21 protein-coding genes, 2 tRNA genes and 1 riboswitch are annotated in these 23,971 nt (G+C 66.8%); of the genes, 21 read left to right on the top strand and 2 right to left on the bottom strand.

Features of this window, described 5'->3' with window-relative positions:
* The 3 genes from EYS21_RS10830 to ndk are packed head-to-tail and all read left to right on the top strand — an operon-like array spanning position 1 to position 2,257.
* A complete protein-coding gene (locus EYS21_RS10830; protein ID WP_131133192.1) occupies positions 1-1,359 on the top strand; it encodes a folylpolyglutamate synthase/dihydrofolate synthase family protein in 1,359 nt (452 codons plus the stop codon).
* 3 nt (positions 1,360-1,362) lie between these two features.
* Positions 1,363-1,800: a DUF4233 domain-containing protein gene (locus tag EYS21_RS10825; protein ID WP_131133191.1), complete on the top strand. Its 438-nt coding sequence runs from the start codon at positions 1,363-1,365 to the stop codon at positions 1,798-1,800.
* Between the two features lie 37 nt (positions 1,801-1,837).
* A complete protein-coding gene (gene ndk / locus EYS21_RS10820) occupies positions 1,838-2,257 on the top strand; it encodes a nucleoside-diphosphate kinase (protein WP_131133190.1) in 420 nt (139 codons plus the stop codon).
* A gap of 100 nt (positions 2,258-2,357) precedes the next feature.
* Here the strand turns inward: ndk and EYS21_RS10815 are convergent, their stop codons facing one another.
* Positions 2,358-3,038 (bottom strand): vitamin K epoxide reductase family protein, encoded by a 681-nt coding sequence (locus tag EYS21_RS10815; RefSeq protein ID WP_131133189.1) that lies wholly within the window; start codon positions 3,036-3,038, stop codon positions 2,358-2,360.
* A 464-nt stretch (positions 3,039-3,502) separates the two neighbouring features.
* Here EYS21_RS10815 and EYS21_RS10810 point away from each other — a divergent pair, with 464 nt between their 5' ends.
* From EYS21_RS10810 to EYS21_RS10750, 13 genes are all read left to right on the top strand, one after another.
* A complete protein-coding gene (locus tag EYS21_RS10810; RefSeq protein ID WP_131133188.1) occupies positions 3,503-6,823 on the top strand; it encodes an Rne/Rng family ribonuclease in 3,321 nt (1,106 codons plus the stop codon).
* A 118-nt stretch (positions 6,824-6,941) separates the two neighbouring features.
* Positions 6,942-7,039, top strand: a riboswitch (TPP riboswitch).
* Positions 7,022-8,602, top strand: coding sequence for a bifunctional hydroxymethylpyrimidine kinase/phosphomethylpyrimidine kinase (locus tag EYS21_RS10805; protein WP_165478293.1), 1,581 nt, complete (start codon positions 7,022-7,024; stop codon positions 8,600-8,602). Its footprint overlaps the riboswitch before it by 18 nt.
* 274 nt (positions 8,603-8,876) lie before the next feature.
* Positions 8,877-9,185, top strand: coding sequence for a 50S ribosomal protein L21 (rplU, locus tag EYS21_RS10800; RefSeq protein WP_131133285.1), 309 nt, complete (start codon positions 8,877-8,879; stop codon positions 9,183-9,185).
* 60 nt (positions 9,186-9,245) lie between these two features.
* Positions 9,246-9,509, top strand: a complete 264-nt coding sequence (gene rpmA / locus EYS21_RS10795; RefSeq protein ID WP_009372867.1) for a 50S ribosomal protein L27 — start codon at positions 9,246-9,248, stop codon at positions 9,507-9,509.
* Between the two features lie 116 nt (positions 9,510-9,625).
* Positions 9,626-11,215, top strand: coding sequence for a GTPase ObgE (gene obgE / locus EYS21_RS10790; RefSeq protein ID WP_131133187.1), 1,590 nt, complete (start codon positions 9,626-9,628; stop codon positions 11,213-11,215).
* Positions 11,205-12,356: a glutamate 5-kinase gene (proB, locus tag EYS21_RS10785; RefSeq protein WP_131133186.1), complete on the top strand. Its 1,152-nt coding sequence runs from the start codon at positions 11,205-11,207 to the stop codon at positions 12,354-12,356. Before obgE ends, proB begins: the two co-directional genes overlap by 11 nt.
* Positions 12,357-12,382: 26 nt before the next feature.
* Positions 12,383-13,756 (top strand): glutamate-5-semialdehyde dehydrogenase, encoded by a 1,374-nt coding sequence (locus tag EYS21_RS10780; RefSeq protein ID WP_131133185.1) that lies wholly within the window; start codon positions 12,383-12,385, stop codon positions 13,754-13,756.
* 77 nt (positions 13,757-13,833) lie between these two features.
* Complete coding sequence (locus EYS21_RS10775; RefSeq protein WP_131133184.1) at positions 13,834-14,064, top strand: hypothetical protein; 231 nt, start codon at positions 13,834-13,836, stop codon at positions 14,062-14,064.
* A 13-nt stretch (positions 14,065-14,077) separates the two neighbouring features.
* Positions 14,078-14,734 (top strand): nicotinate-nucleotide adenylyltransferase, encoded by a 657-nt coding sequence (gene nadD, locus EYS21_RS10770; protein WP_278184728.1) that lies wholly within the window; start codon positions 14,078-14,080, stop codon positions 14,732-14,734.
* A gap of 7 nt (positions 14,735-14,741) precedes the next feature.
* The gene (locus tag EYS21_RS10765) at positions 14,742-15,938 is read left to right on the top strand and encodes a hypothetical protein (protein WP_131133183.1); all 1,197 of its coding nucleotides are present in this window, start codon (positions 14,742-14,744) and stop codon (positions 15,936-15,938) included.
* 48 nt (positions 15,939-15,986) lie between these two features.
* On the top strand, positions 15,987-16,388 hold the full coding sequence (gene rsfS / locus EYS21_RS10760) for a ribosome silencing factor (RefSeq protein ID WP_131133182.1): 402 nt from the start codon (positions 15,987-15,989) through the stop codon (positions 16,386-16,388).
* A gap of 127 nt (positions 16,389-16,515) precedes the next feature.
* Positions 16,516-16,588, top strand: a tRNA-Ala gene (locus EYS21_RS10755).
* Between the two features lie 213 nt (positions 16,589-16,801).
* Positions 16,802-16,877 (top strand) — tRNA-Ala (locus EYS21_RS10750).
* Positions 16,878-16,952: 75 nt separating this feature from the next.
* Here EYS21_RS10750 and EYS21_RS10745 read toward each other — a convergent pair.
* Complete coding sequence (locus EYS21_RS10745; RefSeq protein WP_131133181.1) at positions 16,953-18,287, bottom strand: class I SAM-dependent methyltransferase; 1,335 nt, start codon at positions 18,285-18,287, stop codon at positions 16,953-16,955.
* A 118-nt stretch (positions 18,288-18,405) separates the two neighbouring features.
* On the opposite strand from EYS21_RS10745, the gene EYS21_RS23730 reads away from it, so the two are divergent.
* From EYS21_RS23730 to EYS21_RS10720, 5 genes are all read left to right on the top strand, one after another.
* Entirely contained in the window at positions 18,406-18,759 is a 354-nt protein-coding gene (locus tag EYS21_RS23730) for a zinc ribbon domain-containing protein YjdM (protein WP_278184727.1), read from the top strand.
* An 11-nt stretch (positions 18,760-18,770) separates the two neighbouring features.
* Positions 18,771-19,934: an NAD(P)-binding domain-containing protein gene (locus tag EYS21_RS10735; protein ID WP_131133180.1), complete on the top strand. Its 1,164-nt coding sequence runs from the start codon at positions 18,771-18,773 to the stop codon at positions 19,932-19,934.
* Positions 19,915-21,123: a class I SAM-dependent methyltransferase gene (locus EYS21_RS10730; protein ID WP_131133179.1), complete on the top strand. Its 1,209-nt coding sequence runs from the start codon at positions 19,915-19,917 to the stop codon at positions 21,121-21,123. Before EYS21_RS10735 ends, EYS21_RS10730 begins: the two co-directional genes overlap by 20 nt.
* 109 nt (positions 21,124-21,232) lie before the next feature.
* Positions 21,233-22,435, top strand: coding sequence for an ROK family transcriptional regulator (locus EYS21_RS10725; RefSeq protein WP_131133282.1), 1,203 nt, complete (start codon positions 21,233-21,235; stop codon positions 22,433-22,435).
* A gap of 108 nt (positions 22,436-22,543) precedes the next feature.
* Positions 22,544-23,896 (top strand): extracellular solute-binding protein, encoded by a 1,353-nt coding sequence (locus tag EYS21_RS10720; protein ID WP_131133178.1) that lies wholly within the window; start codon positions 22,544-22,546, stop codon positions 23,894-23,896.
* Positions 23,897-23,971: the final 75 nt, after the last annotated feature.

The raw sequence follows: 23,971 nt of genomic DNA, 5'->3' as shown, positions 1-23,971 counted from the left end.
ATGACCGACGAATTTTCCGTGGAAAGCGTCTACGCCGAGCTGCTGGGCCGGGCACCCGAGAACAAGATGGAGCCCCGGCTGGCGCCGCTGTTCCGGGCCATGGATGTGCTGGGGGAGCCGAACAAGGCGTTCCCGATCATCCACGTGACCGGCACCAACGGCAAGACGTCCACGGCCCGGATGATCGAGGCGGGGCTGCGCGCGCATGGACTGAGCACCGGGCGCTACACCAGCCCGCACCTGTCCAAGGTCACTGAACGGATCAGCATCGACGGTGCCCCGGTGCCGGATGAGACCTTTGTCCGCATCTGGGATGAGATCCGCCCCTACCTGCAGATCGTCGACGACGAACTCACCGCTGCGGGGGAGCCGCGGCTCACCTACTTCGAATGCCTCACCATCCTCGGATTCGCGGTCTTCGCCGACCAGCCCGTCAACGTTGCTGTGATCGAGGTGGGCCTCGGCGGCATCACCGACGCCACGAACGTGGGCGACGGACAGGTCTCCGTGGTCACCCCCATCTCCCTGGACCACACGGACCTGCTGGGGGACACCACCGAGGACATCGCCCGCGAGAAGGCCGGCATCATCAAACCGGGCGGTTTCCTGGTCAGCGCGGCCCAGCCCGTGGACGCCGCCCAGGTCCTGCTGGAAAAGGCGCGGGAAGTGTCTGTCCCGTTCCGCTTCGAGGGCGTGGAGTTCGGCGTCGAATCCCGGACCGTGGCCGTCGGCGGCCAGATCGTCAGCATCCAGGGGCTCGCCGGCCGGTATCCGGAACTGATGGTGCCGCTGCACGGCGCCCACCAGGCCCAGAACGCCGCGGTCGCCGTGGCCGCGCTGGAGGCATTCTTCGGCGGCGAAAAGGAGCTCGACGCCGAGGTACTCCAGGAAGCCTTCGCGTCCGTCACCTCGCCCGGGAGGCTGGAAGTTGTCCGGACCGCGCCCACCATCATCGTTGACGCGGCCCACAATCCCGACGGCATCCGGGTCTCGGCCGAAGCCATCCAGGAGGCGTTCAGCTTCAGCAAGCTGGTGCCGGTGGTGGGTGTGCTGAAGGAAAAGGACGCGGAAGAGATCCTGCGCCAGCTCAAGGAATCCCTGGGAGACATTGCCCAGGAATACTGCTTCACACAGTCCAACTCGCCGCGTGCGGTGCCCGCCGCCGAGCTCGCCGAACTGGCCGTTGAAATGGGCTTCGGGGAGGACAATATCCATATCGCCGAGAAGCTGGACGACGCCTTGGAATGGGCGGTGGAACGCGCCGAATCCAACGAGGACCTCGCCGGCGGGGTTTTGGTGACCGGTTCCATCACACTGGTGGCCGAAGCCCGGATCCTGCTCGGAAAGACGGGGGTGTAGCCCGTGGCCAAACTGACCAAGGCGCAGCGGGAATGGCGCCCGGGAATGCCCAAAAAACGGCGGTCCACCAAGGTGATGTTCGCCTCCACCGTCCTGCTGCTCGAGGCGTTTGTGGTGTTTTTTGCCACGCTGGCGGTCTTCGGCCTCCGGCGCGGCGAGTTGCCGCCGGCGCTGATCCTCGGCGTCGGCATTGGCCTGAGCGTTGTTATGGTCCTCGCCTGCGCCGTGCTGTCCAAGCCGTGGGGCGTGGGGCTCGGCTGGATCCTGCAGATCGTGCTGATCCTGACCGGGATCGTGGAACCGATGATGTTCCTCGTGGGCGGGCTGTTCGGCCTCGCCTGGTGGTACGGCATCCGCACCGGCATCAGGATCGACTCCGAGGCCGCCCAGCGCGAACGCGAGCAGGCCGAGTGGAACGCCGCGCATCCGGAATCCTCGTAGAATTGTCCCGAAACCCCACCAACGCATTGGAGCAACTGTGAGCATTGAGCGCACCCTAGTTTTGATCAAGCCCGACGGCGTGGCCCGCAACCTCAGTGGCGCCATCCTGAGCCGCATCGAGTCCAAGGGCTACACCCTCGCCGAGCTGAAGAAGGTTGATGCCAGCCGCGAGCTCCTGGAGCAGCACTACGAGGAGCACGTGGGCAAGCCGTTCTACGAGCCCCTCGTGGAGTTTATGCTCAGCGGCCCTGTGGTGGCGGCGATCTTCGAAGGCCACCGCGTCATCGAAGGCTTCCGCTCCCTCGCCGGTACCACGGACCCCACCACGGCTGCCCCTGGCACCATCCGTGGCGACTTCGGCCGCGACTGGGGCCTGAAGGTCCAGCAGAACCTGGTCCACGGCTCGGATTCCGTGGACTCGGCTGAGCGCGAGATCAAGATCTGGTTCCAGGACTAATATCGCGCCACCGCTTAAGGCGCGAACAGGCACGTAAAACCCTCAAATCTCGATTTTGCGGGTATTACGTGCCAGTTCGCGCCTTTTGTGTGAGCTGGTGCTAGAAGCCTGAGGTTCCTGCGAACACCTGGATGAAGGCGAAGAAGATCGTGGCGATGACCGCCACGTAAAGCAGCGCAGTGATGATCCAGCCCGAGTCGCCCAGTACCCGGGCTGCCGCTGCCGGGAGGGGCAGGACGCCGTGCGTGACGTTCCTGACCGTCACCCAGACGAAGAGCGGGATCATGGCAGCCCATACGATCATGCAGAAGGGGCACAGGATGTGGATCTCGTACAGGGCCTGGGACCACAGCCACACCACAAAGGCGAAGCCCAGCGTTACGCCGGCCTGAAGTCCGGCCCAGTACCAGCGCGAGAACGCAGCACCGGACAGCAGCCCCATGCCTGTGGTGATGATGACCGCGAACGCAACGATGCCGATAAACATGTTGGGGAAACCAAAGACTGAACTTTGCCAGGTCTGCATCACCTGTCCGCAGGAAATCCACGGGTTAACATCGCAGACGGTGGTGTGGTTCGGGTCCTTGAGGACTTCAAGCTTTTCCAGGACCAGGGTTCCGGAGGCGAGCCAGCCGATGATGCCGGTGACAACCATCAGCCAGCCGAGCGGCCGGTTGCGTGTCATGGGGGGGACAGTCCCGTGGGGCTCCGTGGCCGCCGCTGTGCGGGCGGATGCCGGGCTGCCGGTTTCGGCGCCGCTGACGGGCGAGATGCTGGGCATGGTTTCAGGCGTCCTATCATCGGGTGCTCTTTGCCCCGATTGTAACGCCGCAGGCTGAATCCGGCGCCCAGCCAGGCCTCCACTGCGGGCCCGCAGTGATCACGTGCCCTTGCTTCCGCCGCCTTTTAGTCCGCGTGTGAGAGAATGAGTTTGGCTGGAGGCCGACCCACATTCGGACTCCGGTCCGGTGGCTTTGTTCCCAAGACCGCCAATGATGAGCTGGCAGGCTTCGGATTCTCTGATCCGTCTTTCCCGCCATTCCATTGGTCGGCACCTGGTTGTGGCATGTAGAACAACGGGTTTCAGAACGCAGCTGCCGGCTCCCACGGGCTGCCGCACCCCACTGCCGGTGCGAACCTGGGAGTATCCACTTGACTTCTGTCAACGCCTGCGGGTTTTGACAAATATATGCCCCAATGGGTGCCGGATGTGGCGGTACGTCAGGGGCAGGAGTGTTGCCACATATGGAAAATGAACAAGTACTGGCCGTTAACAACGATGAAGCGGCAGCCGAGGCGCCCGACGCGCCCAAGAAGGCCACCAGGACCCGGCGGAAGGCCGCTCCGAAGCCGGAAACCGCAGGCGCTGAAGTGACTGCGGCCGACGCCGGCACCGCACCCTCCGCTGAAACCTCGGCTCCCGAGGCGGCAGCACCTGTCCGCCGTACCCGCGCCCGCAAGAAGGTCGACGCCGCCGCCGAGCCGTTGCCTGCCTTTGCCGCAGACGAGGCGGCCCCGGATGCCGGAGCCGGGGACAGTGCCGCGCCGATCGAGCCCGCTGCCCCCGTAAACGCCCCCACCGGGGCAGAAGCCCCCGCCGAAGCGGAACCGGAGACCAAGCCGGTCCGCCGCCGCCGCGTCGCAACCCGCAAGACATCGGCTCCCGACGTCGTCGCCGGGTCCGAGGCAGCGCCGGAGGCCGCCGCGGCTGTTGAGGCCGCGCCGGAAGCCCCCGCTGAGGAAACACCGGCCCCTGCAGTTGCCGAAGCCACGGTCGCGGACGCCGCTGCCGTCACCGAATCCGCAGACACGGCGGAGCCGGCACCGGCCGAAGCCGCACCCGCCAGCCCGTTCGGCTCACTTTTCCTGGAACCGGGGTCGGCAACGTCCGTCCTGTTCCAGGCTCCGGACCTGAGCACGGTAGTCCGCCCCGCCCCTGCACCCGCCGCCGTGGCTGAGGAGCCGGAAGAGGACGACGCCGAAATCGGCGACGAGGACGACGCCAACGGCCGCCGCAGGCGCCGCAGCCGTGGCCGCCGTGGGCGCAGCCGCACCGGCGACCGCGAACTTGACGGCGACAGCGATGGCGCCGACACCGAAACTGACGACGCTGACGAGGAGTCAGCCGGCACGGCCGACGAAGGCGTCACCTCCCGCCGCCGCCGCCGGCGCCGCCGCGGTGACCAGGACCTGGAACTGACCGGAGGCGGGGACGACGATCCCCCCAACACCGTGACCCGGGTCCGGGCTCCCCGCGCCGTAACCGAAGCACCGGTCAACAACCGCGTGACGTCCGTCAAGGGCTCCACCAGGCTGGAAGCCAAGAAGCAGCGCCGCCGCGAATCCCGCGACACCGGCCGCCGCCGCACGGTCATCACCGAGGCAGAGTTCCTGGCCCGCCGCGAATCCGTGGACCGCCAGATGATCGTCCGCCAGCGCGACGACAGAATCCAGATCGCCGTCCTCGAGGACGGCGTCCTGGCGGAACACTTTGTGTCCAAGACGCAGCAGGACTCCCTGATCGGCAACGTCTACCTCGGCAAGGTGCAGAATGTCCTGCCGTCCATGGAAGCGGCGTTCGTTGACATCGGACGCGGCCGCAACGCCGTCCTGTACGCCGGCGAGGTTAACTGGGAAGCCGTCAACCTCGAAGGCAAACAGCGCCGCATCGAGAACGCCCTGAAGTCCGGCGACACCGTCCTGGTCCAGGTCACCAAGGATCCCGTGGGCCACAAGGGCGCACGCCTGACCAGCCAGATCTCCCTTCCTGGCCGCTACCTGGTCTACGTACCGGGCGGCTCCATGACGGGGATCTCCCGGAAACTGCCCGACGTCGAACGCAACCGGCTCAAGCGCATCCTCAAGGACCGCCTGCCCGAGCACGCCGGCGTCATCGTCCGCACGGCTGCCGAGGGCGCCTCTGAAGAGGAACTCACCCACGACATCAACCGGCTCCGGGCCCAGTGGGAAGGCATCGAAAGCCAGTCCACGTCCACCAAGATCCTCGCCCCGGAACTGCTGTACGGCGAACCGGACCTCACCATCAAGGTGGTCCGCGACGTCTTCAACGAGGACTTCTCCAAGCTGATCGTTTCCGGTGAAGAGGCCTGGGACACCATCGAGGCCTACGTCACGTACGTTGCCCCGGACCTGGTGGGCCGCCTGGAAAAGTGGACCAAGGACCAGGACATCTTCGGCGCGTGGCGGATCGACGAGCAGATCCACAAGGCGCTCGAACGCAAGGTCTTCCTGCCCTCCGGCGGTTCGCTGGTGATCGACCGCACCGAAGCCATGACCGTGGTGGACGTCAATACCGGCAAGTTCACCGGCAGCGGCGGCAACCTCGAGGAAACCGTTACCAAGAACAACCTGGAAGCGGCCGAAGAGGTTGTCCGGCAGCTCCGGCTCCGCGACATCGGCGGCATTATTGTCATCGACTTCATCGACATGGTCCTTGAATCTAACCGGGACCTTGTCCTGCGCCGCATGGTGGAATGCCTGGGCCGCGACCGGACCAAGCACCAGGTCGCCGAAGTGACTTCGCTGGGTCTGGTGCAGATGACGCGCAAGCGCATGGGCACCGGGCTCCTGGAGGTCTTCGGTGAGCAGTGCGAAACGTGCGCCGGCCGCGGAGTGGTCACCCATGACGATCCTGTGGAGCACCGCCGCGCCAACACTGTCGCTGCAGAGCACCACGTGCAGCGTGCGGACAGCCACCGGACGGAAACCCCGCGCCCTGACCAGCGTCCGGACAGCCAGCGGTCTGACAGCCAGCCCGGCGGCCGCAACGACCGCAAGCGTCGCCGTGGACGGGGAGGTGCCCCGCTGGAGACCGTACCGTCCGCACCGGTCCAGATCCACACGGTCCACCCGGACCCGAGCGACGCCGAACGGCACGCCAAGGCCGAGGCCACCAGGGCGGCCCTCGCCAACATCGCCGCAGCAGCGCACGCAGCGCACCTGCACGACGACGAGGTAGCCCACGCCGCTTCAGCCGGAGCTCCGGCCCCCGCTGCGCCCGCAGCACGGACAACGCCGGTGCAGGCACCCGCAGCCCCGGCCGCCGCGCAGCACGATGCTGACGCCTCCGGGCGTCCTGCTGCCGTGCTCACCTTCGGCGGCGAGCAGGTGGCGCTGCCGTTCGTGGAGCACGCGGCGGACCAGCCGCAGCAGCCTGCCCTGACGCTGGACCGGCTGGCGGAAGCATTTGCGCACCTCGGCGAACCCGCCGTCGCCGCGCCGGAGCCCTCCCAGGCAGCGCCGCAGTCCGCCGCGCCGGCCATCTCTGCACCCCAGCCCGCAGCGGCTGCGGAGGAGAAGGACTACTCCGACCACACCGCCGAGCAGTCCCGGACCCGCAGGCCGCGCCGCAACCGCAGCGCCAGCCGGGCCCAGGGTGCGGCCAACGCCACCTCGGTGGAGCACCACGAGGCAACGCAGCCGGCGGCCGGAACCCACTCCCACGCCGCCAAGGCACCCGAGCCGGCCAAAACCGGCACGGGCGCGAAGGCGCCGGCCGAAGCGCCCATCATCCTTGGCGTAGGAGTTCCGGCCTCCGAGCTCTGATCCTCCGCAGGGACATCCGCAAGGATGCCCGGACCCGCCCCGTCACTGGGCGTGTCCGGGCATTCCGGCATTAAGGGCTTCATCTGACGCGGCGCCTGGCGCGGAAACGCTAGGCTGGGTTACCGACACGGGGTGCCGCGCAGAGGGCCGGCTGAGATCCACACCCGTTGAACCTGTCCGGCTAGCACCGGCGAAGGGATGTCTTCCTTGTCTTCAACTTCTGTCCTGCCTCCGGCGCCCGCTTCCGCACCCAGGGCCGCGGCGCCGTCGTCCGTCCTCCGGGACGTACCCCGCGTCCTGTCCATCGCAGGCTCCGACCCGTCCGGTGGCGCAGGCATCCAGGCTGACCTGAAAAGCATTGCAGCCCACGGCGGCTACGGCATGGCCGCCATCACCGCCCTGACCGTGCAGAACACGCAGGGCGTCCGCGCGGTCCACGTCCCCCCGGCGGCCTTCCTGGCCCAGCAGCTCGAAGCCGTCAGCGATGACATCACCATCGACGCCGTCAAGATCGGCATGCTCGGCGACGCCGAGGTGGTGGCCGCCGTCCGCGGCTGGCTCGAAAGGGTGCGCCCCGGCGTCGTGGTCCTTGATCCGGTGATGGTTGCCACCAGCGGTGACAGACTCCTGCAGGCATCGGCCGAAACTGCCCTCCGCGGACTCCTGCCGCTGGCAGACCTGATCACCCCCAACCTCGCGGAGCTCGCGATGCTGCTCGGCGAAGCCCAGGCAGGCTCCTGGGCTGAGGCGCTGGAACAGGGCCGGCGGCTCGCCGCGGAGATCGGGGCCACCATCCTGGTGAAGGGCGGACATCTCGACGGCGCCGCCTGCCCGGATGCCCTCGTCAACACCGGGGGACTGCTCGCCCGGGAAATCGTCGAGGTCCCGGGGGACAGGGTCCCCACGCGGAACAGCCACGGCACGGGCTGCTCGCTCTCCTCTGCCATGGCCACGGCGCAGGCGCGGCTGGGGGACTGGGAGGCCTCGCTGCGGCTCGTCAAGCCATGGCTGGCCGGTGCCCTTGAGTCCTCAGGCAGCCTGGACGTCGGGGCGGGGAACGGTCCCATCCACCATTTCCACCACGTGCAGGCCCCGGGCTTAAGCACTGAACCGCGCCAAGGGTTGGCTGTGGGGGAGTTCGCCGAAATCCTCCGCCAGGAGTCCGCCGCCGACCTCGAAGCCATCTACAACCTGGACTTCATCCGGGACCTCGCGGCCGGCAGCCTCCCCGAAAAGCAGTTCGCCTACTACCTTGCCCAGGACGCCATCTACCTCAACGGCTACTCCCGCGTGCTGGCACGGGCCAGCGCTTTGGCCCCCACCGAGGCAGCGCAGCTCTTCTGGGCCCGATCGGCGCAGCAGTGCCTGGAGGTTGAGTCGGAGCTGCACCGGAGCTGGCTCAGCACCCGCACGGTGGAGCCGGTGCTTGGCCCTGTCACCAAGTCCTATGTGGATCACCTGCTCGCCGCCTCGACCTCAGGCAGCTACGCAGTGCTGGTGGCGGCTGTCCTGCCGTGCTTCTGGCTCTACGCTGAAGTGGGACAGACCCTGCACGCGCAATTCCTCGCCGCCGGCGCCCCGGCCGACCATCCATACGCTGAATGGCTGCGGACCTACGCCGACGAGGATTTCGCGCAGGCCACCCGTGAGGCCATTGCCATGGCCGACGAGGCCGGTCGGCGCGGTTCGGAGGACGATCGTGCCGCCATGGTGCTGGCCTTCAGCCAGTCGTGCCGCTTCGAAGTGGATTTTTTCGACGCGCCGAGGATCCACGCCTGACGGTCCGCAGCCCGTCCAGCCGGTACGATAGTCGGGCACGGTTCGGCGATTGTTCGTGCAGCACCTGCTTGTGGTGCCTATCACGGACAGCCCGCCGGAACCAGCCTCATTTGCGGCCGAAGGCAAAATTAGCGTATTCTAGATCTTCGGTGCTTACGCCAACACTTGGGTTACGACCCCACGGCGTTGAGGCACAGCGAGAGCCCAGCCAAAACATAGGCCCAGGTTCCGCACGCAAATCTAGTAATAAACGTCGAGAGAAGTGAGTTCCCAAGTGGTGTACGCGATTGTCCGCGCAGGCGGCCGCCAAGAGAAGGTTTCCGTTGGAGACTTCGTTACCCTGAACCGCGTCCCCGGTGGAGCCGGCAGCACTATTCAGCTGCCCGCACTGCTCCTGGTAGACGGTGACAAGGTCACCTCCGCCGCTGCGGACCTGGCCAAGGTAACTGTTACGGCTGAGATCCTCAATGACCTCCGTGGTCCGAAGATCGTCATCCAGAAGTTCAAGAACAAGACCGGTTACAAGAAGCGCCAGGGTCACCGTCAGGAACTGACCAAGATCAAGATCACTGGCATCAAGTAACCACCGGTTACTGTTCAGGTTTTCAGCAGATTCCCCAGAATTTAGAGGCAGGCATTTCAAATGGCACATAAAAAAGGCGCGAGTTCCACTCGCAACGGTCGTGACTCCAACGCCCAGTACCTTGGCGTGAAGCGCTTCGGTGGCCAGGTAGTTTCCGCAGGCGAAATCATCGTCCGCCAGCGTGGCACCCACTTCCACCCGGGCGCCGGCGTAGGCCGTGGCGGCGACGACACCCTGTTCGCACTGACCCCGGGCGCCGTTGAATTCGGCACCCGCCGCGGTCGCCGCGTCGTCAACATCGTTGCTGCTGCAGCTGCAGAGTAACTCATAGTTCTGAAGCGGTGGAGCGGGCCATATGGTCCGCTCCACTGTTCTTTTAACCGCATTACAATCATCTTGGCGCTTTGCGGCGTCCAGGAAACAGCACTGAGGAGATCCACGTGGCGAGCTTTGTAGACCGGGTAGTACTGCACGTATCCGGCGGTACCGGCGGCCACGGCTGTGTCTCCGTCCACCGTGAGAAGTTCAAGCCCCTGGGCGGCCCCGACGGCGGCAACGGCGGCGACGGCGGGAACGTCATCCTCCGCGTCGACCACCAGACCACCACCCTGCTGGACTACCACCACGCCCCGCACCGGCACGCCACCAACGGCGGACCCGGCATGGGCGACTGGCGCGGCGGCAAGAACGGCGAAACCCTCATCCTTCCCGTCCCCGACGGCACCGTGGTCAAGTCCAAGGACGGCACAGTCCTTGCCGACCTCGTCGGCGAAGGCACCGAATACGTCGCAGCCGCCGGCGGTCAGGGCGGCCTGGGCAACGCAGCCCTGTCCTCGCAGAAGCGCCGGGCCCCCGGGTTCGCGCTGCTCGGCATCGAGGGCGAATCCAGCGACGTCGTCCTGGAACTGAAGTCCATTGCCGACATCGCCCTGGTGGGCTTCCCGTCCGCCGGCAAGTCGAGCCTGATCGCTGCCATGTCGGCCGCGCGGCCCAAGATCGCCGACTACCCCTTCACCACCCTGATCCCGAACCTGGGCGTTGTCCAGGCCGGCGAAGTCCGCTTCACCATCGCCGACGTCCCCGGCCTGATCGAAGGCGCGTCCGAGGGCAAGGGGCTGGGCCACCACTTCCTGCGCCACGTTGAGCGTTGCGCCGCGCTGGTGCACGTCCTGGACTGCGGAACCCTCGAATCGGACCGCGACCCCCTGGCTGACCTTGACATCATTGAGGCGGAACTGGAGAAGTACGCGGTCGACATGAGCTACGCCGGCCAGGACGGCGAAGTGGTTCCGCTGAACCACCGCCCCCGCCTCGTGGCGCTGAACAAGGTGGACCTCCCGGACGGCAAGGACATGGCCGAATTCGTCCGGCCCGAACTTGAATCCCGCGGCTACCGCGTCTTCGAAATTTCCGCCACCAGCCACGAGGGCCTGCGCCAGCTTGGCTTCGCCATGGCCGAAATCGTCAAGGCTGCCCGCGACACCCTGGCCGCTGCGCCGCCCAAGGTCCAGCCGGTGGTACTCAAGCCCCGCGCCGTCAACGAGTCCGGCTTCAAGATCCGCCGCGAGGAAAAGAACCTGGAGCCGCTGTTCCGCGTCCTGGGCGACAAGCCGGTGCGCTGGGTCAAGCAGACCGACTTCACCAACGAGGAAGCGATCGGCTACCTCGCGGACCGCCTGGCCAAGCTTGGCGTCGAAACCGAACTGTTCAAGCAGGGCGCCAAGCCCGGCGACACCGTGGTGATCGGCGAGGACGACGGCGTTGTTTTCGACTGGGAGCCCACCATGATGGCCGGCGCGGAGCTGCTCGCGTCGCCGCGCGGCACCGACGTCCGCTTTGCAGACATCGGCGACCGGCCCACCCGTGGCCAGAAGCGCGACGAACAGCAGGAACGCAAGGACGCCAAGGCCGCCGCCCGCGCCGAGCTCGAAGCAGAGCGCAAGGCCGGGATCTGGACCGAATCCGTCAGCAGCCGCAGGGTTGCGAAGCCGCTCAAGGAGAGTGGACTGGGCGCAGGCGATGACGAGTAGCGCCACCGCCGCTGTGCCCGCCCGGCGCACCGCGGACAGAAGCGTACTTTCGGGCGCGCGCAGGATCGTTGTCAAAGTCGGGTCGTCGTCGCTGACCAGCATCAAGGGCGGCATCTCGGAAGAGTCGCTGACCGCACTCGCCGACGCGCTGGCCGCCAAACGGAACTCGGGCACCGAGATCATCCTTGTGTCGTCCGGTGCCATCGCCGCCGGCCTCGCCCCGCTGGGGCTGGCCAAGCGCCCCCGGGACCTCGCCACCCAGCAGGCCGCGGCGAGCGTCGGCCAGGGCTTGCTGATGGCCCGCTACACCCAGGCCTTCGGCGCGCACGGTGTCACGGTCAGCCAGGTATTGCTCACCGCCGACGACCTGATGCGCCGCAGCCAGCACACCAACGCCTTCCGTGCGCTGGACAGGCTCCTCAACCTGGGGGTGGTGCCGGTGGTCAACGAAAACGACACCGTCGCCACGCACGAAATCCGGTTCGGCGACAACGACCGCCTGGCCGCCCTCGTGGCGCACCTGGTCCGGGCCGACGCCCTGGTACTGCTTTCGGACGTCGACTCGCTGTATGACGGGCCGCCGTCGCACGGGGCGAAACGGATTCCCCTGGTGGAGGGTCCGCACGACCTCGACGGCGTGACCATCGGCAAGGCGGGCAAGGCCGGCGTTGGTACCGGCGGCATGACCACCAAAGTGGAGGCGGCCACCATCGCCGCCGGCTCCGGCATCCACGCACTGGTCACGTCCACGGCCAACGCTGCTGCTGCGCTGGCAGGCGAGGACGTGGGCACCTGGTTCACGGTGAACGGGGCCCGCAAGCCCGTCCGCCTCCTGTGGCTGGCCCACCTCGCTACGGTGCACGGCCGGCTGATCCTCGACGACGGCGCGGTCAAGGCAGTCCGCCACCGCCGCACGTCGCTGCTCCCCGCCGGCATTTCCGGCGTCGATGGCGACTTCGAAGCGGGCGACGCCGTCGAAATGGTCAGCGCCGACGGCACCGTCATCGCCCGGGGACTGGTCAACTACTCTGCCGCCGAGCTGCCGCAGATGCTTGGCCGTTCCACCAAGGACCTGGGCAAGGCCCTGGGCCGCGGCTATGACCGTGAAGTTGTTCATGTTGACGACCTGGTGCTGGTCTGAGCCTGGGCCTCGCCTAAACTTGGATCATGACTGAGGCACTGATACACAACACCGCTGCGACATCCGGGGACACTTCTGCTGCCCCCGCTGCTCCGGAGGACGGCAACCTGCCGCTGTCAGCTGCCGTACCGCTGTCCGTGGAGGACGTCGAAGCCGCCGTCCACGCCATCGCCGACCGTTCACGTCACGCAAGCCGCCGGATGGCGCGGGCGAACCGTGCGTGGAAGGACCGTGGCCTGCGGGCCATCGGCGCTGCCCTGCTTCAGCGTCAGAACCTCATCCTGTCCGCCAACGCGAAAGACCTCGCCGCCGGGAAGGCGAACGGGACGTCCGCGGCCATGCTGGACCGCCTTACCCTGACTGAAACCCGCATCGCCGGGCTCGTCGCGGCACTGGAGAACCTTGCCAGCCTGCCCGATCCGGTCGGAAACGTAGTCCGCGGGCAGACCCTCCCCAACGGGCTGCGCCTGCGGCAGATCAACGTTCCCATGGGTGTGGTCGCCGCTATTTACGAGGCCCGCCCCAACGTCACCGTAGACATCGCCGGACTTGCCCTCAAGAGCGGCAACGCCGTCATCCTGCGTGGCGGGACTGCCGCTGCGGCCACCAACGAAGCGTTGGTCCAGGTGCTGCGCGAAGCCCTGGATTCGGTGGGGCTCCCGTCGGACGCTGTGCAGACCGTGGACCAGTACGGCCGCGAAGGCGCCAATGCGCTGATGCGCGCCCGCGGCAGGGTGGATGTCCTGATACCCCGCGGCGGCCGGGAACTTATCCAGACCGTGGTCACCAACTCGGCTGTGCCTGTCATTGAGACCGGCGAGGGCAACGTCCATATCTTCATCGACGAATCCGCCAGCGAGGACATGGCCGTGGAGATCCTGCTCAACGCCAAGACCCAGCGCCCCAGTGTCTGCAACACTGTGGAGACGCTCCTGGTCCATTCAGGATCCACCGTGCTTCCCGCCGTCGCCGCTGCGCTGCGCGCGGCCGGAGTCACGCTCCACGCGGACGAACGCATCCGTGCGGCGCTGCCTTCTTCCATTGACTCCGAACCGGCCACTGACGAGGACTGGGGCAAGGAGTACATGGACCTGGACCTGGCGGTCGCCATGGTGGACAGCCTGGATGACGCCGTCAAGCACATCCGCACGTGGTCCACCGGCCACACTGAGGCCATCCTCACCAACGACCTCGCCAACGCCGAGCGCTTCATCGCCGAGGTGGATTCCGCAGCGGTCATCGTCAACGCGTCCACGCGCTTCACCGACGGCGGCGAGCTGGGCCTCGGCGCCGAGGTGGGAATCTCGACGCAGAAGCTGCACGCCCGCGGCCCGATGGGCCTGACCGAACTGACCACCACCAAGTGGATCGTGCAGGGCGAGGGCCAGGTCCGCGGGTAGCAACGCGGTAACATAGACGTAAAGTCCGGAACGGCGGGGATATCCGCTGCCACATCCTTTGAACCCTAGGGGAGAACATGCTGCTCCAGCAGATAGCCACGACCATCGCCGAAGGCGAAGAACACGAACTTGCCCCGCTGTGGGCTGAACCGTGGGTCTTCGGCGTGGCCATTTTTGCCATCCTGCTGGTGATGATGTTCATCACGCTGTCCTACTCCAACCTTGGCAACCGCCACTCGGCCACGGAAGAGCATGCCGATCCGCACCGCCAGCACCCGAACAAGCACGACCACGGCCAGGGCCACTAACATTTCACGCGTTTTGCACCGTCAGGGTGCCGAAGGACGGCTGCGGCTGGGCGTGATGGGCGGGACGTTTGATCCCATCCATCACGGCCACCTGGTCGCGGCGAGTGAAGTAGCCGCCAAGTTCGGCCTGGACGAAGTGGTGTTTGTTCCTACGGGCCAGCCGTGGCAGAAGACCCATAAGCAGGTCAGCGAGCCAGAGCACCGTTACCTGATGACGGTGATCGCCACGGCATCCAACCCGCGTTTTACCGTCAGTCGCGTGGATGTGGACCGTCCCGGTCCAACGTATACCATTGATACCTTGCGTGACCTTCGGACCCAGCGTCCGGACGCTGACCTGTTCTTCATCACCGGCGCCGACGCGCTGGCGCAGATCCTGTCGTGGAAGGACATCGACGAGCTGTGGTCGCTCGCGCATTTTGTCGGCGTGACGAGGCCCGGGCACGTGCTCGATGGCATGGGCAGGAAAGACGTCAGCCTCCTCGAGGTCCCGGCCATGGCCATCTCGTCCACGGACTGCCGTGCCAGGGTGGCCCAGAACAACCCTGTCTGGTACCTCGTGCCGGACGGTGTGGTGCAGTACATCGCTAAATATGGACTGTACGCCGAGGGTGTCGCCGCCAAGGGTTTACGAATAACCGAAACAGACGAACCAGCCAGTACTGAATGAGTTCTCAATGAGTCAGGAACAGCCCCCCGTCCGCAGCCGCCGCGAACTTCGGCGGGCCAGAGATGAGAAGCAGGCTAACGGATCCACGGGTCCGGGCCCGGTTTCGCCTGCCTCGAAACAACCTCCGGCAACCCCTGCCGCTGACCAGGCACACGCCCAGCGATCGTCCCAGATCCGGGCCCGGGACCGGGCTGCACTGCGCGCCATCAAGGAACTTGAAGAAAAAGAAGAACAGCTGGCGGCCGGGGGACCGCCCACGCGCCGGCAGCTTCGGCTCCAGCAGCTCAAGGAGCAGGCCGTGACCTCCGCCAACCCGGTGGTGGCCCCGGCGCCGCCTGCCGAAGGTGGACCCAAGGGTCCGGCCGCGCCGGCACAGCAGCCCGCGGTTTTGCCCAAGAATGCTGCGCCAAAGTCTGCCAAGCCCCGGACGGCCCCCGCATCGCCAGGCAGTCCGCATGTCCCGAAGGGCATGAGCGTTGAGCAGGCCCTGGCGGCCAGGACCCTGATCGCCGAACAGGCCAAGAACCAGCTGGCCAAGATGGAACACATCGCCTCGTTGGACCCGGAGGCCGTGGATCCGGAAATCCTTGCCGAGCAGATTGCCCTGGCCGAGCGTGCAGCGGTGCTGAACCGCCGCGCCATGGCCAAGCAGAAACTGGCAGAACAGGCCGCCCCGCCGGCAGCGGACGCCGCCCCGCGCGCCGCCCCGTCAACAGCCAGCAACCTTGCCATGGTCACTCCGCTGGAGTTCGTCCAGGTTCCTGGCATTGACCGGCCCGTTATGAAGCCCCCGGCGACGTCCTACGTGCCGGTCCTCACCAACCCCGGGCCGAAAGTCCAGCCGTCACCCGGCAAAGGCCGGCGTCCGGCTGACGTGCAGCGGACAGCAGGGGCCGGCGACGCCCCGGCGGCCAGCGGCCGCTCCCGGGTCATTGCCAGGGCGGAGGCCGCGGCCAAGGCTGCCTCCCGGCCGAAGCCTGTGATCTTCAACCCGGCTGAAACGGCCGGGCAGTCGGAGGATCTTTTTGATGACCTGCCCCGTATTCCGGCAAGCTCCGCCTACGGACTGGAGCCGCTCGACGCGGCAACCGCAGGGCTCGCCCGCGCAAAGAGGATGCGGATGATTCAGTTCTGCGTCCTCGCCTTCGGGATCGTTGCCCTGATTTCCGGGGTCATGCTCATTATCAGCGGCATCACCCGCTGACCTGGCTGCGGCCACCAACCATAGTTTTTGAAAACAACAAGGAGTCCCGTGACTGCATCAAATTCATCCATCGCCACAGCCCGCCACGCTGCCAAAGCAGCCGCGGACAAGATCGCCCAGGACATTGTGGCCCTGGATGTCAGTGAGCGCCTGGCGCTTGCCGACGTGTTCCTCATTGCCTCGGCACCGAGCGAACGCCAGGTCAACGCCATCGTTGACGGCATCGAAGAGGAGCTGTCGAAGCAGGACCTCCGCCCCGTGCGCCGGGAGGGCCGGTCGGGCGGCCGCTGGGTCCTGCTCGACTACTCCGACATCGTCATCCACGTCCAGCACGAGGAAGACCGCGTTTTCTACGCCCTGGAGCGCCTGTGGAAGGATTGCCCCGTGGTTGACCTGCAGCTGGGCGACGACACATCGGCCAAGGCGCCCGCAGTTTCCGAAGCAGAGTAGATCAGCCTAAAAACTGCAGCGGAAAGCAGTACCGGCAGGCCGAATATGCCCGATTTGGAATTTTCGGAAATGCTGTTCTAAGATATTTGAGTTGCTTCGGGGAAACACCGGAATAGCGAAGAAATCTGGGGCTGTGGCGCAGCTGGTAGCGCACCTGCATGGCATGCAGGGGGTCAGGGGTTCGAGTCCCCTCAGCTCCACCGGATGATCCGCCGGAATCGAAAGATTCCGGCGGATTTTTTTTGTTTCCGGGGGCTTTGTTTCCCGTGCCGGAATGCGTAGGGCCAGCCCACAAGACTCGTCCCGGGAGTGCCTGCGGCGGACACGCCCCGTCCGATTGGCGTCCACGGCAATTCTGCATTAAGCTGATCAGGTTGCTTCCGCGAACGAGAGTTCAGCGGAAACTGAAGTTTGGGGCTGTGGCGCAGCTGGTAGCGCACCTGCATGGCATGCAGGGGGTCAGGGGTTCGAGTCCCCTCAGCTCCACCAAACACAAAAAAGCCACCCGGTCCGGGTGGCTTTTTTGGTTCCCGCCGCCGGCGGTATTTCCCACGCGGCGAAGGATCAGATCCAGTCAGACCGGCGCAGGGGCGGCTCCGCACCGCCCGGGCGTTGCACCAGGACCTGGTTCACTCCTGTAATCCCCGCCTCGAAGCCGAGGGCGCTTGAGGCCATGTACAGCCGCCACACCCTCGCCCGCCCCATGCTGGTGAGCTTCACGGCCTCATCCCAGTTGGCCTCAAGCCGCCGAACCCACGCACGCAGGGTCAGCGCATAGTGCCGGCGCAAGGCATCGACGTCGAGGATTTCCAGGCCCCCCGCCTCCAGGGCAGACACCATCTCGCCCAGGCTGATCATTTCGCCGTCCGGGAAAACATAGCGCGGGATAAAGGAGTCCGGGTCCGGGCTGGTGGGCCCGGCGTTCCAGGAGATGGCGTGGTTCAGCAGCCGCCCGCCCGGCCGCAGCAGGCTGTACAGCCGGGAAACGTAGTGCGGGGTCTGTTCGCGGCCCACATGCTCGGACATTCCGATGGAACTGATCGCATCGAAGGGACCGTCATTCACGTCGCGGTAGTCCTGGACCCGGATATCGATTTTCTCCGTCAGGCCGGCGTCGGCTGCCCGCTTACGCGCCAGCATGGCCTGTTCGGTGGAGAGCGTCACCCCCACAACGCTGACGCCGTAGCGCTCCGCGGCGTGGAGTGCGAAACTGCCCCAACCGCAGCCGACGTCCAGCACCCTCATACCCGGTTGGAGCCCCAGTTTGCGGCAGACCAGGTCCAGCTTGGCTTCCTGGGCGGAGTCGAGCCCTGACACCAGGCTGTCAGGGGAGCCGTCCCCGGCACCAGTGCCTGATGAATCCGAGCCGAGGCTGCTTCCCCAGACAGCGCAGGAGTAGACCAGGGACGGGCCCAGCACCAATGAGTAGAAGTCGTTGCCGACGTCGTAGTGGTGCGAGATCGCGGCGGCGTCCCGCCGCTTGGAGTGCATGCGCCCCGTCCGCTGGACGCGGGCCTCCTCGGGCGGAGGGGCAGGGTTGGGCCCCAGGGCCCCCAACCTGACGGCGGTTGTCAGCAACGTCCAGACTTCAGCAGGGGTGAGGGGCTTGAACGGTCCGGGCTCGGCGAACTTTCCCGCGGAACTGAGGGCGGTGAACGCCGCGAAGATGTCTCCCGGCGAATCAATGTCACCGGACACATAGGCACGGCTCAGGCCAAGCTGCCCCGGCGACCACAGGATGCGCCGCAGGGCGCGGCGGTTGCGGAACTCCAGGACGGGCGCGTCAGCCGGCCCTGCCTCGGATCCGTCCCAGGCCCGCAGCCGGAGCGGGATCTCCGCCGTCCCCAGGACGATGCCCAGCGCTGTGGCCAGCCGGGATGCTGCTGTGGTGTTTGTCATGATGGTCGCCTCTCTTCCGCCTTGCGCCAACAGTACGGCCGCGCAGGGCGCCTGTCAGCGATTACCGGCGAAATTTTGCGCGAACGGTGAGAGCCGGAGCCGCGATTATCATTGGGAGGTGACCGACACCCTCGCCTTGTGCCCCGTATGCTCCAGTCCGTATGCCTACGAGATGGGCGCCCTCCTGGTCTGCCCGGAGTGCGGCAACGAATGGTCCCCCGAAGCCGCTGAGGACGCGGCAGGAACGGATGCGCGCGTAATCAAGGACGCGGTAGGCAACGTCCTGGCCGACGGCGACACTGTCACCGTCATCAAGGACCTGAAGATCAAGGGCAGCTCCACTGTGATCAAGGTAGGCACCAAAGTGCGCGGCATCCGGCTGATGGACGGGGTGGGGGACCACGACATCGACTGCAAAGTGGACGGGGTGGGTCCCATGCAGCTCAAATCCTCAGTAGTGAAGAAGGCCTAGCCGGAACTGCCATGGAGAAGCAGTTGGTGGATGTTGCGGTGATCGGTGCAGGGCAGGCCGGGCTCTCGGCCGCCTATCACCTGCAACGACGGGGCCTCGCGCCTGCCGGTGCCGGTGGTGCCGGCACGTACGCCGTGTTCGACGCCGAGGACGGCCCGGGAGGTGCCTGGCGGCACCGCTGGAAGAGCCTGCTGATGGCCACGGTCAACGGCATCAGCGATCTCCCCGGCATCGCGAAGCCCGACGTGAACCCGGCGGAACCCAGCTCCGAGTTCCTGGAGCGCTACTTCGCCGGCTACGAACGCGACCTCGGGCTGGCCATCAGGAGGCCCGTCAAAGTCACCGCCGTCAGCAGGGGAGACGCCGATCCCGGCGGCCGGCTGGGCATCGCCACGTCCGACGGCGGATGGTCCGCGAGGGCGGTCATCAACGCCACCGGCACGTGGACCCGGCCGTTCTGGCCCATCTACCCGGGGCAGTCCACCTTCCGTGGCAGGCAGCTGCATGTCGCTGATTACGTCGCCGCCGAGGAGTTCCTCGGCCGGCACGTCATCGTCGTCGGCGGAGGGATTTCCGCCGTCGGACTCCTCGACGAAATCTCGCAGGTGACCAGCACCAGCTGGTTCACCCGCAGGGAACCCGATTGGAGGGACGCCGGGTTCGACGCCCAGGCCGGGCACAACGCGGTGGCCCTCGTGGAAGAGCGGGTACGCCAGGGCCTGCCGCCGCAGAGCGTGGTGGCCGTCACCGGACTGATCTGGACGCCCGCGCTGCGGGCCGCGGCACGGAGGGGAGCGCTGGACCGCCGTCCCATGTTCACGTCCATCGAGCCCGAAGGCGTCCGCCTGGCGGACGGCACGCTTCTCGCCGCCGATGTCATCCTCTGGGCCACCGGGTTCCGGGCCGAGCTCGAACACCTCGCCCCGCTGCACCTCCGGGGGCCGGGCGGCGGCATCGCCATGGACGGCACGCAGGTGGCCGCGGAGCCGCGGGTCCACCTGGTGGGCTACGGGCCGTCGTCGTCCACCATCGGCGCGAACCGGGCCGGCCGGGCTGCCGTGGCGGCCATCCTGAAGCTGCCGGGCATACAACCCCCAACGTCCCCCGCAGTATCCAATTCCCCAGCAGCATCGAACAAAAAGGCGGCACCGGCCAGTGGCACAGAACAGTCTTGAGGACGTCTTCGGGGCGCTCCGGCGGCACCCGGACGTTGAGGCGCCCAACCTGCAGGCGTGGGATGCCACGGACAGGCTTCTCCTGGAAGCCGCGGCGGACCACGTGCTTGCGGACACCAGCGTGGCCGTCATCGGGGACCGCTACGGAGCCCTCACGCTGGGTGCCCTGGCCGCCCTCGGAATCAATACGGTGCGCGTCCACCAGGACCTCATCACGGGCGAGCGTGCACTCCGGAACAACGCCGCCGCCGGCGGGCCGGACACTGCGCCGCCGTACGTGGGAACCGGGCCCAAGTTCGAACAACTGCCGCTGGGCAAGGACCTGCTCACCGGCGCAGACGTCGTCCTGCTTCAGCTGCCCAAGACGCTGGCCGAACTCGACCACATCGCCGCCGCCGTGGCACGGCACGCAGCGCCCGGGGCGGTGCTGCTGGCCGGCGGGCGGGTCAAGCACATGTCCCTGGGCATGAACGCCGTTCTTGAACGGCATTTCGCTACCGTCCAGCCGCAGCTTGCCCGGCAGAAGTCCCGCGTCATTATGGCCACGGACGCCAGCGAGGCCCCAGGGCCTGAGCCTGTTCCCGCGCTGGCGCACCTGGCCGAGCTCAACCTGGACGTTGCCGCGCACGGAGCCGTATTCGCGGGGGCGAAACTGGACATCGGCACGAGGTTCCTGCTGACGTTCCTGCCCGGCATGCCCGCCGCCCGGCACGCCGTGGACCTCGGCTGCGGCACCGGGATCCTGGCCGCCATGTACGCCCGGCAGAACCCCGGTTCCCTGGTCACGGCCACAGACCAGTCAGCCGCCGCCGTCGCGTCCGCCTGGGGCACAGCAACAGCCAACGGCCTCGCTGACCGGGTGAGCGTCCTGCAGGACGACGCGATGAGCACCCTGCCCGACGGCAGTGCTGACCTTATCCTCCTGAATCCGCCCTTCCACCTTGGCGCGACCGTCCACGCCGGCGCCGGAATCAAGATGTTCGAGGCGGCAGGCAGGGTCCTCGCCCCGGCCGGCCAGCTCTGGACCGTCTTCAACCGGCACCTGAACTACCTGCCCGCACTGGAACGCCTGGTGGGCCCCACCACCGTCAAGGGCCAAAACCCCAAGTTCACGGTTGCCGTCTCCACGAAGCGGCCGGCGGGTAGGCATGGCCGCGCCGCGCCCTTGCCTCCACATATGGGCGGATGACAAGGGGTAACGTACCATTCAGACATCATTTAGTGGCCGAAAACGTTTAGGGGAATCCGTGTCCGAGATCCGGCAGCCATCGCCCAGGCGCGGCACCAACCTGCCGCGGATGGGGGACTTCAACCTCACGGTCATCCTTGACGCCATCCGCAGGTCCTCCGGTGGCCTCAGCCGGGTGGAACTCGCCCAGATCGTGGGACTCTCCCCGCAGACGATTTCCAACATCTCCCGCCGCCTGCTGGACCAGCACCTGATCGTCGAAGCCGGCAAGGAAGGCAGCGGCCCAGGCAAGCCGCGCACCATCCTCCGCCTGAACCCCTCGGGCATGTACGCGATCGGCGTCCACCTTGACCCGGCCGTGACAACGTTCGTGGTGCTGGACCTGGTGGGCGCTGTGGTGCAACACTCCCGGATCAAGACGCCGGGCGGGAACGATCCTGCTGCCGTGATTTCAACCATTGCCGCGGAGATCGAGCAACTGGTCACCGATTCCGGCGTGGACACCGCCAAGATCGCCGGCCTGGGCGTGGCCGCCCCCGGCCCGATCGACCTTGACAACGGCACTGTTGTAGATCCGCCGCTGCTGCCCGGCTGGGACAGGGTTGAACTCCGCAACGCCCTGACCGAAGCCACCGGCTTTTCCGTCCTGGTGGACAAGGACGTGACCAGCGCCGCCGTCGCCGAAACGTGGGCCGGCGGCCCCAGCGGCGCCGGCAGCTTCATTTTTATGTACATGGGAACCGGCATCGGCTGCGGCATCGTGCTCAACGACGAGGTGGTCCGTGGCACGTCAGGCAACGCCGGCGAAATCGGGCACATCGTGGTGGACCCCGGCGGCCCCCTCTGTGACTGCGGACTGCACGGCTGCGTGAAGTCCTCGGCCATCCCGCAGGTACTGGTGGCCGAAGCCGAAGCCGCAGGCATCCTTGACGGCTCCCGTCCAGACAACAGCGGCGCCGTTGTCCAGCAGAGCTTCTCCAGGCTCTGCGACCTCGCCGATGAGGGGAACGAGCAGGCGCTCGCCATCATCGACAAGTCGGCGGTGCTCGTGGCCCGGGCCGTGTCAGTCGTGACCAACACGCTGGACGTGGAGCGCGTAGTTTTTGGCGGACCATACTGGAGCCGGCTGTCCGAGCGGTACCTGGAGAAGATTCCCGCGCTCCTGGACGCCAACAGTGCCGCGCGGCTCATCCACACCATCGAAGTAGTGGGAACCGGAGTAGGGGAGGACGTGGGCGCCGTCGGTGCCGCCTGCCTGGTCCTGGAACATACCCTGGCACCCCGGGCGCAGCGCCTCCTGCTGGAGAGCTGAACCCGCGGCGCCTTGCCCGCGGCAAGGTGCCCATCTAGCATTTGGATATCGCCGCGGCTGGGGGCCCGCAGACAAAAGGGACTGCAGCCATTTACTGAATGGAGCACCATGCGTCGCCGGGCCCTGAGCGTTACCTCCCTGATCGCTGCCGCAGCCCTGGCGCTGTGTGCCTGTTCCCCGGCGGCACCCGCCGACCAGGCCAAGACCCTGAAGGTGGTCTACCAGAAAACCGATTCCTTCGCGGCACTGGATGACCTGTTCAAGTCTGCGAAGGCCGAGTTCGAGGCCGCCAACGCCGGCGTCACCGTCGAGCTGCAGCCCATTCAGGCGAACGACGACGACTACGGAACCAAACTGGCCCTCGCGCTCAGGTCCGCGTCGACCGCGCCGGACGTCTTTTACGAGGACACCTTCAAGGTCCGCTCTGATGCGGACGCCGGCTACCTCCTGAAACTGGACGGGCACCTTGCGGAATGGAAGGACTGGGACACCTTCGACGACGCCGCCAAGGCCGCAGGGCTGGGGGACGACGGCGGCACATACGCGGTCCCGCTGGGCACCGACACACGGGCCATCTGGTACAACAAAAAAGTCCTCGCCGCCGCAGGCGTCAACCTCCCGTGGGAGCCAAAAACCTGGCAGGACATCCTGGACACCGCCAGGAAGATCAAGGCCAGCGACCCCACGGTGGTGCCGTTCAACATGTATGCGGGCAAAGCCACCGGTGAAGGTACCGTGATGCAGAGCTTCTATGAGCTGCTGTACGGAACCGGCGATGAACTGTACGACGCCGACGCCAAGAAATGGGTGGTTGGCTCGGACGGGTTCACGGATTCCCTGGCGTTCCTCAAGACCCTCTACGACGAGCAGCTCGCCGTCTCTCCGGCCGAGGCCCTTGACGCGAACGTGTGGAAGAAAGTCTTCGGGGAATGGCTTCCGCAAGGGAAGATGGGAGCCACCGTGGAAGGTTCCTACTCGCCGTCGTTCTGGCAGAAGGGCGGCAGCTACGAATGGCCGGAATACGGCACCGACATGGGCGTGGCCGCGTTCCCCACGAAGGACGGCCAGGCACCCGGCGGGGTCAGCATGTCCGGGGGATGGACCCTGGCGGTGGGCGCCGGCACCAAGGACCCGGGCCTGGCCTTCAAGTTCCTGGGCACCGCGCTTAACCAGAAGAACTCGCTGACGTTCAACATCGCCAGTTCCCAGATTGCGGTCCGCGGGGACGTCGCATCCGACGCCGGCTACCAGGCGGCAAACCCGTTCGTGAAGGACGTCTCCGAGCTGGTTTCCGTGACGCATTACCGGCCTGCAACCGCCGACTACCCGCGGATCTCGGCCGCCGTGCAGGAAGCCACGGAAGCAGTGATTACCGGCGCGAAGTCGCCGGAACAGGCAGCCACGGACTACGACGCCGCGGTGGCAGGCATTGTGGGCGGCGACAAGACCGTCCGGAAGTAGGCTGTGCCGGTACTTCCCGGCAGCCGTCCGCAGCCCACGCCGCGGACGCAGGCCGCGTTCAGGCGCCGGGCACGC

Source organism: Arthrobacter sp. S39 (assembly GCF_004320525.1).
Classification (GTDB): Bacteria; Actinomycetota; Actinomycetes; order Actinomycetales; family Micrococcaceae; genus Arthrobacter.
The sequence above is the reverse complement of the archived record's forward strand: the minus strand, read 5'-3'. Positions and strand labels throughout refer to the sequence as shown.

Excerpts from the sequence above, each read along its gene's own strand:
- EYS21_RS10745 (WP_131133181.1), bottom strand. The coding sequence starts at position 18,287 with ATGACAAACACCACAGCAGCATCCCGGCTGGCCACAGCGCTGGGCATC.
- EYS21_RS10775 (WP_131133184.1), top strand. The coding sequence starts at position 13,834 with ATGCTGCTCCAGCAGATAGCCACGACCATCGCCGAAGGCGAAGAACAC.
- EYS21_RS10735 (WP_131133180.1), top strand. The coding sequence starts at position 18,771 with ATGGAGAAGCAGTTGGTGGATGTTGCGGTGATCGGTGCAGGGCAGGCC.
- EYS21_RS10725 (WP_131133282.1), top strand. The coding sequence starts at position 21,233 with ATGGGGGACTTCAACCTCACGGTCATCCTTGACGCCATCCGCAGGTCC.
- EYS21_RS10805 (WP_165478293.1), top strand. The coding sequence starts at position 7,022 with ATGTCTTCCTTGTCTTCAACTTCTGTCCTGCCTCCGGCGCCCGCTTCC.
- EYS21_RS10830 (WP_131133192.1), top strand. The coding sequence starts at position 1 with ATGACCGACGAATTTTCCGTGGAAAGCGTCTACGCCGAGCTGCTGGGC.
- EYS21_RS10765 (WP_131133183.1), top strand. The coding sequence starts at position 14,742 with ATGAGTCAGGAACAGCCCCCCGTCCGCAGCCGCCGCGAACTTCGGCGG.
- EYS21_RS10815 (WP_131133189.1), bottom strand. The coding sequence starts at position 3,038 with ATGCCCAGCATCTCGCCCGTCAGCGGCGCCGAAACCGGCAGCCCGGCA.
- EYS21_RS10720 (WP_131133178.1), top strand. The coding sequence starts at position 22,544 with ATGCGTCGCCGGGCCCTGAGCGTTACCTCCCTGATCGCTGCCGCAGCC.
- EYS21_RS10810 (WP_131133188.1), top strand. The coding sequence starts at position 3,503 with ATGGAAAATGAACAAGTACTGGCCGTTAACAACGATGAAGCGGCAGCC.
- proB (WP_131133186.1), top strand. The coding sequence starts at position 11,205 with ATGACGAGTAGCGCCACCGCCGCTGTGCCCGCCCGGCGCACCGCGGAC.
- rpmA (WP_009372867.1), top strand. The coding sequence starts at position 9,246 with ATGGCACATAAAAAAGGCGCGAGTTCCACTCGCAACGGTCGTGACTCC.
- EYS21_RS10780 (WP_131133185.1), top strand. The coding sequence starts at position 12,383 with ATGACTGAGGCACTGATACACAACACCGCTGCGACATCCGGGGACACT.